Source organism: Nocardia macrotermitis (assembly GCF_009604405.1).
Classification (GTDB): domain Bacteria; phylum Actinomycetota; class Actinomycetes; order Mycobacteriales; family Mycobacteriaceae; genus Nocardia; species Nocardia macrotermitis.
The window spans coordinates 349527-362277 of record NZ_WEGK01000008.1 but is presented as its reverse complement, the minus strand read 5'-3'; the positions used below and the strand labels follow the sequence as shown (position 1 = coordinate 362277).

The 12751-nt window shown below is 67.1% G+C and carries 14 protein-coding genes; 9 read left to right on the top strand and 5 right to left on the bottom strand.

The window, feature by feature from the left end:
* The first annotated feature begins 27 nt into the window (after positions 1-27).
* The 3 genes from NRB20_RS20530 (at position 28) to trxA (ending at position 1802) form a co-directional block, all read left to right on the top strand.
* The gene (locus NRB20_RS20530; protein ID WP_153411746.1) at positions 28-942 is read left to right on the top strand and encodes an SDR family NAD(P)-dependent oxidoreductase; all 915 of its coding nucleotides are present in this window, start codon (positions 28-30) and stop codon (positions 940-942) included.
* 76 nt (positions 943-1018) lie between these two features.
* Positions 1019-1474: a MerR family transcriptional regulator gene (locus NRB20_RS20525; protein WP_153411745.1), complete on the top strand. Its 456-nt coding sequence runs from the start codon at positions 1019-1021 to the stop codon at positions 1472-1474.
* Positions 1461-1802, top strand: coding sequence for a thioredoxin (gene trxA, locus NRB20_RS20520; protein WP_153411744.1), 342 nt, complete (start codon positions 1461-1463; stop codon positions 1800-1802). The genes NRB20_RS20525 and trxA overlap by 14 nt, the downstream gene beginning before the upstream one ends.
* Positions 1803-1814: 12 nt before the next feature.
* Here trxA and NRB20_RS20515 read toward each other — a convergent pair whose 3' ends face one another.
* Positions 1815-2606: a SigB/SigF/SigG family RNA polymerase sigma factor gene (locus NRB20_RS20515; RefSeq protein ID WP_406603860.1), complete on the bottom strand. Its 792-nt coding sequence runs from the start codon at positions 2604-2606 to the stop codon at positions 1815-1817.
* A gap of 131 nt (positions 2607-2737) precedes the next feature.
* Complete coding sequence (locus NRB20_RS20510; RefSeq protein WP_319945176.1) at positions 2738-3160, bottom strand: ATP-binding protein; 423 nt, start codon at positions 3158-3160, stop codon at positions 2738-2740.
* A gap of 234 nt (positions 3161-3394) precedes the next feature.
* Here NRB20_RS20510 and rpe point away from each other — a divergent pair, with 234 nt between their 5' ends.
* Positions 3395-4048 (top strand): ribulose-phosphate 3-epimerase, encoded by a 654-nt coding sequence (gene rpe / locus NRB20_RS20505; protein ID WP_153411816.1) that lies wholly within the window; start codon positions 3395-3397, stop codon positions 4046-4048.
* A gap of 13 nt (positions 4049-4061) precedes the next feature.
* On the opposite strand, the gene NRB20_RS20500 is transcribed toward rpe, so the two are convergent.
* Positions 4062-4451, bottom strand: a complete 390-nt coding sequence (locus tag NRB20_RS20500; protein WP_319945175.1) for a hypothetical protein — start codon at positions 4449-4451, stop codon at positions 4062-4064.
* A 596-nt stretch (positions 4452-5047) separates the two neighbouring features.
* Between NRB20_RS20500 and NRB20_RS20495 the strand changes: the two genes are divergently transcribed.
* From NRB20_RS20495 to NRB20_RS20480, 4 genes are all read left to right on the top strand, one after another.
* The gene (locus NRB20_RS20495; RefSeq protein ID WP_153411742.1) at positions 5048-5668 is read left to right on the top strand and encodes a riboflavin synthase; all 621 of its coding nucleotides are present in this window, start codon (positions 5048-5050) and stop codon (positions 5666-5668) included.
* Between the two features lie 75 nt (positions 5669-5743).
* Positions 5744-6994, top strand: coding sequence for a bifunctional 3,4-dihydroxy-2-butanone-4-phosphate synthase/GTP cyclohydrolase II (locus NRB20_RS20490; RefSeq protein ID WP_319945174.1), 1251 nt, complete (start codon positions 5744-5746; stop codon positions 6992-6994).
* A gap of 46 nt (positions 6995-7040) precedes the next feature.
* On the top strand, positions 7041-7520 hold the full coding sequence (gene ribH, locus NRB20_RS20485) for a 6,7-dimethyl-8-ribityllumazine synthase (protein ID WP_153411740.1): 480 nt from the start codon (positions 7041-7043) through the stop codon (positions 7518-7520).
* Positions 7521-7525: 5 nt separating this feature from the next.
* On the top strand, positions 7526-8032 hold the full coding sequence (locus NRB20_RS20480; protein ID WP_153411739.1) for a PH domain-containing protein: 507 nt from the start codon (positions 7526-7528) through the stop codon (positions 8030-8032).
* Between the two features lie 245 nt (positions 8033-8277).
* On the opposite strand, the gene ggt is transcribed toward NRB20_RS20480, so the two are convergent.
* The gene (gene ggt, locus NRB20_RS20475; RefSeq protein ID WP_153411738.1) at positions 8278-10215 is read right to left on the bottom strand and encodes a gamma-glutamyltransferase; all 1938 of its coding nucleotides are present in this window, start codon (positions 10213-10215) and stop codon (positions 8278-8280) included.
* Positions 10216-10424: 209 nt separating this feature from the next.
* Here ggt and NRB20_RS20470 point away from each other — a divergent pair, with 209 nt between their 5' ends.
* Positions 10425-11900: an amino acid permease gene (locus NRB20_RS20470; protein WP_153411737.1), complete on the top strand. Its 1476-nt coding sequence runs from the start codon at positions 10425-10427 to the stop codon at positions 11898-11900.
* Here NRB20_RS20470 and NRB20_RS20465 read toward each other — a convergent pair.
* On the bottom strand, positions 11897-12697 hold the full coding sequence (locus tag NRB20_RS20465; protein ID WP_153411736.1) for an ABC transporter ATP-binding protein: 801 nt from the start codon (positions 12695-12697) through the stop codon (positions 11897-11899). The genes NRB20_RS20470 and NRB20_RS20465 overlap by 4 nt on opposite strands.
* Positions 12698-12751: the final 54 nt, after the last annotated feature.

Here is a 12751-nt window from a genome sequence, read left to right as displayed (position 1 = left end):
TCTCGCGACACCGACCGGAAGGCAAGTATGTCCGACACCATCCTGATCACCGGCGCATCGGCCGGTCTCGGACTGCTCGCGGCACACGACCTCGCGCGGCACGGCAAACATGTCGTACTGGGCTGCCGCAACGCGGCCAAGGCGAAGGCGACCGCCGAGGGCATCCGGGCCGAGATTCCGGACGCGCGGGTCGACATCGTCATCATCGACACCGCCTCGATCGAATCGGTGCGCGCGGCCGTGCGTGAGATCGCGGCGTCGAATGCGGCCCCGCTGGGCGGGATCATCTGCAATGCCGGGATCCAGATCGTCGACGGTATCGAAGCCTCCGTCGACGGCCACGAATTGACCTTCGCGACAAACCATCTCGGTCATTTCCAGCTCGTCACCGGACTGCTCGACTCGATGAGCGGCAACGGCCGGATCATCATCGTCGCCAGCGAGGTGCATCAGGGACCGCGCAAATCGTTCGGCTTCCCCGCGCCGCGCTGGGACGATCCTGCCCGGCTGGCCGATCCCGCGACCCAGTTGCGCGGCGGGAACGGTCGCGCGGGCCGGATCCGTTACGCCACTTCGAAACTCGCCAACGTGTACTTCACCTACGAACTGGCGCGGCGGTTGGGATCCGGTGGCGTCACCGCCAACGCGTTCGATCCGGGTCTGATGCCCGAAACCGGACTGGCCCGCGACTATCCGTCGGTCGTGCGCAAGGGATATCAGCTGATGGCCCCGTTGGTGAGCCTGCTGCCCGGGGCCAGCACCGCCGCGCGGTCCGCGTCCGATCTGGCCTGGCTCGCGGTGTCCGAGGAAGTGGCCGGGACGACCGGTAAGTACTTCTCGGGCCGTCGGGAACACGCGAGCGCGCCGCAGTCCTACGACACCGAGCGGGCCGCGCGCCTGTGGGAGGTTTCCGAACAACTGGTCGCGAAGAAGTTCGGCTGACCCGGCGCTTGCCTTGACGTCGGCGTCAAGCTCTAGCGTCGGATACGGCACTGCGGTAGAGCCGGGAGGAGTCAGGATGCGGATCGGAGAGTTGGCCCGGCGGGCGGCGACGACGCCGCGAGCACTGCGCTATTACGAGGCGCGGGGACTGTTGGCCACGCGGCGTGACGCCAGTGGCTATCGCAGTTACGACGAGTCGGATCTGCTGATTCTGCGGCAGATCCGTACGTTGCAGGACTGCGGATTCGAGTTGGAGGAGATCCGGCCGTTCGTGGACTGTCTGCGGGCCGGGCATCCCTCGGGTGACTCGTGCGCCTCCTCGGCGGAGGTCTACCGGCGCAAGCTCGGCGAACTGGACGAGCTGATCGGACAGTTACAGGGCGTGCGCGGCTGGGTCGCGGGCCAGTTGGCGAAAACCGAAGCGGCCGTACCGAACCCACCGCGCTGCGAATTCACCCCGCCCCTTGCTCACGGTTGTGATCGAAGTGCCGAAAGTACACCGACACCAGGAGAAGACGATGCCCGACACTGACACGACCACCGCCCTGACCACGGTATCCGACGCCACCTTCGCCCCGACGGTGCTGAATTCACCCCGCCCGGTCCTGGTCGAATTCACCGCCCACTGGTGCCCACCCTGCCGCATGATCGAACCGGTTCTCACCGAGATCGCCGCCGAAAACGCCGACCACCTCACGGTCGTCCAACTCGACGTCGACACGAACCCGGTCACGACCGCCGCTTACGGCGTCCTGTCCATGCCGACCCTGATGCTCTTCCGCGACGGCGAGCCGGTGCGAACCCTGGTCGGCGCGCGTGCCAAGCGCCGCCTGCTGAACGAATTGTCCGAGGTGCTCTGAGGTTCCGGAGGATTACTCGCGAGAACTCTGTTCCCGAAGGCGCGCAAGGGTTTTCGCGAGAATCCGGGAGACGTGCATCTGTGAGATGCCCATGCGCTGGGCGATCTGGGTCTGGGTCATCGACTCGAAGAAGCGCATGGTCAGGATGCGGCGTTCACGTTCGGGGAGACCGGCCAGCAGGGGGCGGATCGCGACGTACTCCTCGACCCGGTCGAACTGGGACTCCTCCTCGCCGAGGGTGTCCAGCAGCGACGCCTCGGTGTCGCGGCCCACCGACACCGCGTCGATCGAACTGGGCTGGTAGGCGTTACCGGCGATGACGGCCTGGGTGACCTCGTCGGGATCGATCTCCAGTTCGGCGGCGATCTCCTTGGCGGTGGGGGAGCGGCCCAGCGACTGGGACAGCGCGTCGATCGCCGAACCGATGCGCAGATGAGTTTCCTTGACGCGCCGGGGAACTCGCATCGCCCAGGTGTTGTCGCGGAAGTACCGCCGCACCTCGCCCATGATGGTGGGCACCGCGAAGGACAGGAAATTCGAACCCCGCGAGATGTCGAACCGGTCCACCGCGTGCACCAGGCCGACCCTGGCGACCTGGGTGAGATCGTCGAAGGGCTCACCGCGACCGCTGAACTTGCGCGCGATGTGATCGGCCAGCGGAATACACCGGCTGATCAGCTGGTCACGCAGTTCGGTGCGTTTCGCGCTGCCCTCCTCGGTGGCGGCCAGACGCTCGAAAAGGATTGCGACATCGTCGTATCCGGAGACGGACTGGGTGACCTCCTCGACCTCGTCGGCGGCCACATCCTCCTCGTTCGTGGTCTCCTCGGGTTCCTCGGCTCCGGAGGCGCCGGTGGCAGCCGCATCCTTCGGAGCTTGCGGGCCAGGAGATTCCACGGAATCGCCGGATTCGAACACGGTGTCCTCGTCCGCCACTATGCCTTCCCCCGGGCCCGCCGGAATTCCACGATCGTCGGGTAGCCGGAAGCGGCCTGGTCATAGGGTTCCTGAGCGGCGCGCACCTCATCGCTGAGGGTGCGCAGCACATGCCAGCCGAAGCTGTGCTCGTCGGGTAGTCCCTCCACGGCGGCGATACCGCGCACGCGCACCACCAGATCCGTGTCGCCGACGGAGAATCGGCACTGCAATGTGGTGTCGGGGGCCGCCAGACCGATCAACGTGGAGCACACCTCGTCCACCGCGAGCCGGACGTCGGCCACCTCGTCGAGGGTGAAATCGCTGAGGAGAACCAGGGTTTCGGCGAGCCCGCGCACAATCGGGAGTTGCGATACGGCCGCGGCCACACCGATCTCCACCGGGGTGCCGCGCAGTCCCTGTTCCGCCGAAATATTGATCACGAGGTGAAGGCTACCCAAATATCCCGGCCGCAATCGAATCCGTGCCCGAATTGCGGCGCTGCCGGGTGCGGCCAAAGGGGTTGGTGCGGCAAACCACCGGCGAAAACGAGTGTGCGCGGGACCCGGCCGAGCGCGCGCGGACGGGCCGCTACACTTCGCGCTGTGCCCGCCTCCGATACTTCCAGCACCGAGACTTCCCCGCGCGCCGAGACGGACTTCCACCGTCCGACCCCGATGATCGCGCCCTCGATCCTGTCCGCCGATTTCGCCAATCTCGCGCGCGAGACCGCGGCCATCGAAGGCGCGGACTGGGTGCACGTCGATGTGATGGACAACCACTTCGTGCCGAATCTGACCCTCGGGCTGCCCGTGGTGCAGAGCCTGTTGCAGGCCACCGACATTCCGCTGGACTGCCACCTGATGATCACCGATCCGGGCCGCTGGGCGCCGCCGTACGCGGAGGCCGGCGCCTACAACGTCACCTTCCACGCCGAGGCGACCGACGACCCGGTCGCGGTGGCGCGCGACATCCACGCCGCGGGCGGCAAGGCCGGTCTGGCGGTGAAGCCGAACACCCCGATCGAGCCGTACCTGGAGATCCTGCGGAATTTCGACACCCTGCTGGTGATGAGCGTCGAACCCGGATTCGGCGGCCAGTCGTTCATCGCGCACGTGCTGGACAAGGCGCGCACGGTGCGGCGGCTGGTGGACGCCGGTGAGCTGCGCCTGGTGGTGGAGATCGACGGCGGCATCAACATGGACACCATCGAGCAGTCCGCCGAGGCGGGCGTGGATTGCTTCGTCGCCGGTTCCGCGGTCTACGGCGCCGCGGACCGTGCCGCGACCGTGGAAGCCTTGCGGCGCAAGGCGATCGGCGCCGCGAACTAGCCGGTCGGGTGGATCACCGCCGCCGGATCCACGGGCGAGCGGCCTGGCCCGATTCGGCGCGGGCCGCCTCGATCACCGTGTCCAGCGGCGGCGCCGCGTCGGTGTCGCCGGGCGGCCGGACCCAGACGCGGTATCCGGTGCGTTCGTCGTCGGCCGAGGGCAGCACCACCGGGCTGCCCGCGCAGGCCACGGTCGTGTAGAGCCGGAACAGTTCGGCCGAGACCGAGGTGCTCGGGCTGCCCGGCCCGGTGATGAACGTCCAGCGGCGGGCGCGGGGATGGTGGACGACCGGTCCGGCGACGCCGTCGCGATCGAGGCGCCGCTGCACCCGCTCGCCGAGATCCGCGGGCATGGTGACGGCTCCGAAATGGGAGCCGACCTCGAGCAGGATGTGATGTGACACCGGATCGATCGATGCCGGTAGGTGAGATTCACAGCGGTACTGCACACAGCGAATTTCGAGTATCGAATCGAGAATCATGGTCACGCCGCACCCCCGTCTGTGTTGTCGTTCAACGTTGATCCGGCCCGTGCGGGCCTCAACCTTCCTGCGGTCGGAACGTGTAAATGAAGCATCGGAATCAACTACATAACAATATTGCTTCCAATTGATTCGAAGTGCAAGCCCGAGGTGTCAGCGCGTCGCGAAGTGGGTATGCAGCTGGGCTGGGTCGTTATTCGCTCGGTATATCGTTCCGAATGTCGGGAATGCGTTCGAATTGGCGCCGATCACCATGAAATGTCCGTAATTCCTGTGACGGCATCCCGATTCTCTCGGCAATTCGACCGCGCTGTGCGGTGAGTTCGTATTCGTCCGGTCACGGCGTCGGGTTCTGTCCGGATTCCCCGGGACGGTGGTCTCGAATCCGGACAGCGGGACGGCGAGGTGCCGGGCGCGGACCGGCCTCGATAGGCTGGTGACACACCGGCCCGGAGGGAATATCACCCGCGGTCCGGACCGTTGGCTCGAACGAGCACCGGGCGAGAAGGAGAGCGGGCATGTTCACAGGCATCGTCGAGGAACTCGGCGACATCGTGGCGGTCGAGCCGCTGGCCGACGCGGCGCGGCTGACCATCCGCGGCAAGCTGGTGACCTCCGACGCCCGGCACGGCGACTCCATCGCGGTGAACGGCGTGTGCCTGACCGTGGTCGACGTCGTCGACGGCGACAGCTTCACCACCGACGTGATGGGCGAGACGCTGAAGCGGTCCAGCATCGGCACCCTGGATCAGGGCGCGAAGGTGAACCTCGAACGCGCCGCCGCCGTGGACAGCCGCCTCGGCGGTCACATCGTGCAGGGCCACGTCGACGGCACCGGCGTCATCGTCTCGCGCGACCCGCAGGAGAACTGGGAGGTCGTGCGCGTCTCGGTGCCCGACGGGCTGGCCCGGTACATCGTGGAGAAGGGCTCGATCACCATCGACGGCATCTCGCTGACGGTGTCGGGGATCGGCGCCGAAACCGAGGGTGAACCTGGTCACCTCGACTGGCTGGAGGTCTCCCTCATCCCGACCACCCGCGAGCTCACCACGCTGGGGTCCGCCCCGGTAGGGACCACGGTGAACCTCGAGGTGGACATCATCGCGAAATATGTGGAGCGCCTCATGCAGCGTGGCTAGTTCGGGTGGCGAACAATCCGGCCATCCGACGCCGTACTGTATTTGGCATCCATATCGAGACGGAGCACAGCAGACGTGACCAGGTTCGACACCATAGAGCGCGCAGTCGCCGATATCGCCGCCGGTAAAGCGGTCGTCGTCGTCGACGACGAGGGCCGCGAGAACGAGGGCGACCTCATCTTCGCCGCGGAGAAGGCCACCCCCGAATTGGTGGCATTCATGATTCGCTACACCTCGGGTTATATCTGTGTGCCGCTCACCGGTGAGGACTGCGACCGTCTGGGCCTGCCGCCGATGTACTCGATCAATCAGGACAAACACGGCACCGCGTACACCGTGTCGGTGGATGCCCGCGAGGGCGTCACCACGGGTATCTCCGGTGCGGACCGCGCGCGGACCATGCGCCTGCTCGCCGATCCGGCCGCCACGGCCGATCAGTTCAACCGTCCCGGGCACGTGGTTCCGTTGCGCGCCAAGGAAGGCGGGGTGCTGCGGCGTCCCGGGCACACCGAGGCCGCGGTGGATCTGTCCCGGATGGCCGGGCTGTCCCCGGCGGGCGTGATCTGCGAGATCGTCAGCCAGAAGAACGAGGGCGACATGGCCCGCACCGAGGAGCTGCGGGTCTTCGCCGACGAGCACGAGCTGGCGTTGATCTCCATCGCCGACATGATCGCGTGGCGGCGCAAGCACGAGAAGCAGGTGGACCGGATCGCCGAGGCCCGGATCCCCACGCGCTACGGCGATTTCAAGGCCGTCGGTTACAAGAGCATCTACGACGAGGTCGAGCACGTCGCGCTGGTGCTCGGTGACGTCGCGGTGGACGGCGGCGAGGACGTGCTGGTGCGCGTGCACTCCGAATGCCTCACCGGTGACGTGTTCGGTTCGCTGCGTTGCGATTGCGGGCCGCAGCTGCACGCGGCGATGGAGATGGTCGCCGCCGAGGGGCGCGGTGTCGTGCTCTACATGCGCGGGCACGAGGGGCGCGGGATCGGCCTGATGCACAAGTTGCAGGCGTACCAGTTGCAGGACAACGGTCACGACACCGTCGACGCGAATCTCGAGCTGGGTCTGCCCGCCGATTCGCGCGACTACGGCACCGGCGCGCAGATCCTGGTCGATCTGGGCATCACCTCGATGCGGCTGCTGACCAACAATCCGGCCAAGCGCGTCGGACTGGACGGGTACGGCCTGAGCATCACCGAGCGGGTGCCGATGCCGGTGCGCGCCAATGCCGAGAATCTGCGGTACCTGCGCACCAAGCGCGACCGGATGGGCCACGACCTGGTCGGGCTCGACGATCTGGACCTGGGCGAGACCGCGCAATAGAACCGCCGGACCGCCTCGGGCGGTGACGGCTAGGGAAAGGAATTCGATGAGCGGTACCGGGGTTCCGGTTTTCGATCTCGAGGATGCCAAGGATCTGAAGGTCGGCATCGTCGCGTCGCGGTGGCACAGCACGATCTGTGACACGCTGCTCGCCAACGCCGAGCAGGTGGCGCGCAAGGCGGGCGTGGATCAGCTGACCGTGGTGCGCTGTGCCGGGGCGATGGAACTGCCGGTCGTCGCGCAGGCGCTGGCCCGCACGCACGACGCGGTGATTGCGCTGGGCGTCGTGATCCGCGGCGAGACACCGCATTTCGAGTACGTCTGCGATGCGGTGACCACCGGACTCACCCGCGTCTCGCTGGACGAGAGCACCCCGGTGACCAACGGCGTGCTGACCGTGAACACCGAGGCGCAGGCCCTGGATCGGGCCGGACTGCCCGATTCGGCGGAGAACAAGGGTGAACAGGCCGCCGCGGCCGCGCTGGACGCGGCGCTCACCTTGCGCGCGTTGCGGCAGGCAGTCTGATCCAGATGACACCGGTCGTCCGAATCTGGAAGCGCTCACCGCCCGTGAACACCGAAACCGCCGACGCCGGTTGGGATCTCGAGGTCCGGCCGCATCGCGCGGTGCGGAACTCGCGCGTCGTCGCGGCGGTGATCGCGATCGTCTTCGTACTCGCCGGGGTGCTGTCCGGCCACAGCCACACCGGGGTGAACTTCCGCGGCGCGGATCAGGCGGCGGTGATCGTGTTCGGCCTGCTGCTGGCCGCCGCGGTCCTGCTGCTGACCCGCCCGCGCGTGCGGGTCGGTGCGCGCGGTGTGGTCGTGCGGAACATCCTGGGAGACAACGAGTTCGGCTGGAAGGACATCGTCGGGGTATCGGTCCGGGACAAGAAGGCCTGGGCCAGACTCGAATTGGTCGGCGACGAATATGTCCCGATGCTGGCCATCCGGGTGAACGACAAGGACTACGCCGCCGAATCCCTGACCCGCTTCCGCGAACTCGGCGCGAAATACACTGCGGCCCAAGATACTTGATCTTCGACGGTAGCTTGCCGCCGCCGTTCACTCCGTCACGGGTTGATCCCGGCTGTGCCGACGGGCGACCCCGCGCCGCGCTACGCATCGAATCCCGGTCGATACGGGCGCGCGAATATCGTCGATACCCGCCGTGCGGTCCGATTCGGCACAGATGGTCGGGTGCGGAGTGTTCGGCTCCGCGATGGCCCGGTCGCCACGGTCGGGAGGTTTGCCTACGCAGGCCGGGCGAAGGGGATGGCTGATCAGTTCGAGTCGCCCATGACCGCGCCTTCGCGGCGTGGGTCCGCGCCGCCGATCCAGCCGTCGGACGTGCGTTTCAGGGCGCTGAGGCCGCTGGATTGCTGGACGACCGAGACCTGGTGGCCCATCGCGCGCAGCTGTTGGACCAGGGGGTTGTTGTCGCCGTTGGCGGTGGCGTCGATGTCGGGGTCCTCGCCGCCGATGCCGGTGACGGGGGTGTTGGATGCGCCGAAGTCGGCGAGGGATACCGCCTGTTGTGGGTCCAGGTTCCAGTCGAGCAGTGCGACAAGGGTTTTCACGACGAACTGAGGGATCATTCCGCCGCCCGGTGAACCCGTGACGTAGCTGAGTCGTCCGCGTGAACCGTCGGGATTGCGGTCGAAGACCAGGGTTGGGCTCATCGAGCTGCGCGGGCGTTTACCGGGTTGGACGCGGTTGGCGACGGGGGTGCCGTCGGCGGCGGTGGGATTCGCGCTGAAGTCGGTGAGCTGGTTGTTCAGGACGAATCCGTCGACGACGTGGAACGAGCCGAACGCCGATTCGACCGTGGTGGTCATGGTGGCGGCGTTGCCGTAGCGGTCCACCACCGAGATGTGGCTCGTGCCGTGTTCGGGCGGTTGTGGCCCGGTGGCCACGGGGATCGGGCCGAAGTCGCCGGGTTGCGCGGTGCCCATGCTGTGTGCCGGATCGATCAGTGCCGCACGCTGTTTCAGATAATCGGGATTGAGCAGGGCGTCCGGCGAATTGCCGGGCAGCGGGACGAAATCGGGATCGGCGACGTACTTGTCGCGGTCGGCGTAGGCGAGACGTTCGGCCTCCGAGATCAGATGCACCGCGCGGGCGGTGGGAACGCCGCCGTTGCGATCGAGGTGCTGCGGGGCCAGCGCGGCCATGTCGAAGTTCTGGAGAATGCCGAGCGCGGAGGCCACGGTGATACCGCCGGACGACGGGCCGGACATACCGCACAGCTCATGGGTGCGGTAATCGGTGCAGACCGCGGTGCGCTTCTTCGCCTGATAGCCGCTCAGATCCGCGAGGGTGAGCCGGCTGGGAGTGCGTCCGGCCGAGGTGGTCGCGGCGGCCGTGACGATGTCCTGGGCGATCGGCCCGGTGTAGAAGGCGTTCGCGCCGTCGGTGGCGATGGCGCCCAGCGCCTTGGCCATCGCCGGATTCGTGATGGTGGCGCCGGCCGTTTTCGGCGAGCCGTCCGGATGCAGGAAGTATGCCTTCGCATTGTCGTCGTGCGCGAGATCCGAAGCGGAGGCGGCGATTTCGGCGGCCATGCGCGGACTGATCGCGAATCCGTGCGAGGCCAGATCGATCGCCGGGGTGAACAGGTCGCGCCAGGGCTGTTTGCCGTGATCGGTGTGCGCTCGCTCGAGCAGTCGCAGCACGCCCGGTACACCGATGGAGCGGCCGCTGGCGCGGGTATTCGGTTGCGGCGTGGTGCGATCGGTGTCGCTGACCCAGCGCAGATAGTTCTCCGTCGCGCTCGCCGGTGCGGTCTCGCGGCCGTCGTAGGCGTCGACGGTCCTGGTCGCGGCGTCGTAGTAGAGCAGGAACGCGCCGCCGCCGATGCCGGTGGCCTGCGGTTCCACCAGGCCGAGCACCAACTGCACCGCGACCAGCGCGTCGGCGGCGGTGCCACCGGCGGCCAGTACCCGGCAAGCCGCCTGTGTGGCAACGGGATTGGCGGCCGAGACGGCGTAGGTGTGGGTGCGCACCGAGGTCATATCGGTGCGATAACCGGTGCCGACCTCCGGATTGTTCGCGATATCGCCGGAGGCGGTTGGTGCGGCCGCGTTGACGTGGGTGCCGTTCGGCGGGTCGGCGCACGGGCCACTCGCGGCGCTGGGCTGATCCGAGCAACCCGTCAGCAGCCCTGCGGTGAGCAGCAGGACGGCCGCGGCTGCGCTGGTGAGGTGCCGGGTGCGCGTCATGTTCGGACTGTATCGGGATCGAGGCCCGCGCTGCCACCAGTCGAGGGAAGTCGAATGTGTTGCCGCTCGGCTACTTTTGTACGGGCGCGAACCACCAGTGGTACCAGTATCATTCGGTGGGAGTCGTTTCAGCAGAGGTCGATATCCACCGTCTGGCTATCGGCTGGGTAATCTCTACCTTCGACCATCGACCGCGAAGGACCTGCCATATGACCGAGGTACGCGGCAAGGAATTCCTCGGCGCGGAGGACAGTGGCTATCACAAGAGCCTCAAACCGCGCCAGTTGCAGATGATCGCCATCGGCGGGGCGATCGGCACCGGACTGTTCCTCGGCGCCGGTGGCCGACTCGCCAATGCCGGACCGGGATTGTTCCTGGTCTACGGCGTCTGCGGCATCTTCGTCTTCTTCATCCTGCGCGCGCTGGGCGAGCTGGTACTGCACCGGCCCTCGTCCGGATCGTTCGTTTCCTACGCCCGCGAGTTCTACGGGGAGAAGGCGGCTTTCGTCGCGGGCTGGATGTACTTCCTGAACTGGTCGATGACCGGGATCGTGGACACCACCGCGATCGCGACCTACTTCCACTACTGGGGTGGGTTCCGGTCCATCGCGCAGTGGATTCTCGCGCTGATCGCGCTGGTCATCGTGTTGAGCATCAACCTGGTGTCGGTGAAGTGGTTCGGTGAGCTGGAGTTCTGGGCCGCGCTGGTGAAGGTAGTGGCGCTGGTCGCGTTCCTCGGCGTGGGCGTGGTGTTCCTGGCCGGGCGTTTCACGATCCAGGGGACCAGCACCGGTCTCGGGGTGATCAACCACAGCGGCGGCTGGTTCCCGACTGGCGTGCTGCCGTTGGTCACCGTGACCTCGGGTGTCGTATTCGCTTATGCCGCAGTGGAAATGGTCGGCACCGCGGCGGGCGAGACCGCGGATCCGCAGAAGATCATGCCGCGGGCGATCAACTCGGTGATCATGCGGATCGCGGTGTTCTACGTGGGTTCGCTGGTGCTGCTGGCGCTGTTGCTGCCCTACACCGCGTATTCGAAGGACGAGAGCCCGTTCGTCACGTTCTTCTCCGAACTCGGTGTGCCGCATGCGGGTTCGGTGATGAACTTCGTGGTGCTGACCGCCGCGTTCTCCAGTCTGAACGCCGGGTTGTACTCCACCGGACGCATCTTGCGTTCGATGTCGATGAACGGTAGCGCGCCGACGTTCACCAGCCGGATGAACAGCCGCGGCGTACCCTACGGCGGCATCCTGCTGACCGCGGTGGTGGCGTTGTTCGGGATCTGGCTGAACTATCTGGTGCCCTCGCAGGCGTTCGAGATCGTGCTGAACGTGGCCTCGCTCGGCATCCTCGCGTCCTGGGCGACGATCGTGCTGTGTCAGCTGCAGATGTGGCGATGGTCGCGCGTGGGGCGGGTGGAGCGGCCCGCGTTCCGGATGTTCGGCGCGCCCTACTCCGGGATCGCCACCCTGGTGTTCCTGGCCGGGGTGCTGGTATTGACGGCGTTCGACTATCCGGTCGGGACCTGGACCGTGGTCAGCCTCGTGATCATCGTCCCGGCGCTGGTCATCGGTTGGTTCGCGGCGCGCAAGCGGGTGCTGGCCATCGCGCAGCAGCGGGAGGGGTACACCGGTGAGTTCCCCGTCGTCGCCAATATTCCGGTCGACGGGGAGGACCTGCCCTAGGCTGGGACCGTGCGGTCGGTGCGGACCTGCCAGCGGCCGTCGGTGCGGGTCAGCCGGATCGGGTGATCGAAGCTGGTGCTGATGTTCTCGCTGGTCAGCACTTCGTCGACGGGGCCGGCGGCGATCGTGCGGCCGTCGCGCAGCAGCATCGCGTGGGTGATACCCGGCGGCAGTTCCTCGAGGTGATGGGTGACCAGGATCGAGGCCAGCTCGGGATGGGCGGTTTGCAGGCGGTCGATGCGGTCGATGAGTTGCTCGCGTCCGGCGACGTCCAGGCCGGTGGCCGGTTCGTCCAGCAGCAGCAGGCTCGGATCGGCCATCAGGGCGCGGGCGATGAGGGCGCGGCCGCGTTCGCCCTGGGACAGGGTGGGCCAGCGGGCATCGCGGCGGTGGGCGAGGCCCAGTAGTTCCACCAGCCGGTCCGCCTCGACGATCTGTTCGGCGGTCGGCGTCCAGCGCTGCTGGAGATCGGCGGTATTGGTCAGACCCGTCAGCACGACCTCGTGCACCCGCAGCGGATACGGCAGCGTGTGCCGGGGGTCCACATGTCCGATCGAGGTGCGCAGTTCGCGCATGTCCACCCGGCCCAGTCGTTTGCCGAGCACCTCGACCGTGCCGCGGGTGGGATGTTCGAAGGCGCCGGCCATCTTCAGTAGGGTGGTCTTGCCCGCGCCGTTGGGTCCCAGCAGCGCCCAGTGTTCCCCCGCGCGCACGGTGAGGGAGATATCGGAGAGGATGGGGTTGCCGTTGCGCACGAAATCGACCGCGGTGACCTGCAGGATAGGGGTGTCGACCATCCGTCCACGGTAACAAGTCCTCAGACAAGCTGATAGGTGATCTGGGTCATGGGA

Excerpts from the sequence above, each read along its gene's own strand:
- NRB20_RS20495 (WP_153411742.1), top strand. The coding sequence starts at position 5,048 with ATGTTCACAGGCATCGTCGAGGAACTCGGCGACATCGTGGCGGTCGAG.
- ribH (WP_153411740.1), top strand. The coding sequence starts at position 7,041 with ATGAGCGGTACCGGGGTTCCGGTTTTCGATCTCGAGGATGCCAAGGAT.
- NRB20_RS20465 (WP_153411736.1), bottom strand. The coding sequence starts at position 12,697 with ATGGTCGACACCCCTATCCTGCAGGTCACCGCGGTCGATTTCGTGCGC.
- trxA (WP_153411744.1), top strand. The coding sequence starts at position 1,461 with ATGCCCGACACTGACACGACCACCGCCCTGACCACGGTATCCGACGCC.
- NRB20_RS20480 (WP_153411739.1), top strand. The coding sequence starts at position 7,526 with ATGACACCGGTCGTCCGAATCTGGAAGCGCTCACCGCCCGTGAACACC.
- NRB20_RS20470 (WP_153411737.1), top strand. The coding sequence starts at position 10,425 with ATGACCGAGGTACGCGGCAAGGAATTCCTCGGCGCGGAGGACAGTGGC.
- NRB20_RS20525 (WP_153411745.1), top strand. The coding sequence starts at position 1,019 with ATGCGGATCGGAGAGTTGGCCCGGCGGGCGGCGACGACGCCGCGAGCA.
- ggt (WP_153411738.1), bottom strand. The coding sequence starts at position 10,215 with ATGACGCGCACCCGGCACCTCACCAGCGCAGCCGCGGCCGTCCTGCTG.
- rpe (WP_153411816.1), top strand. The coding sequence starts at position 3,395 with ATGATCGCGCCCTCGATCCTGTCCGCCGATTTCGCCAATCTCGCGCGC.
- NRB20_RS20530 (WP_153411746.1), top strand. The coding sequence starts at position 28 with ATGTCCGACACCATCCTGATCACCGGCGCATCGGCCGGTCTCGGACTG.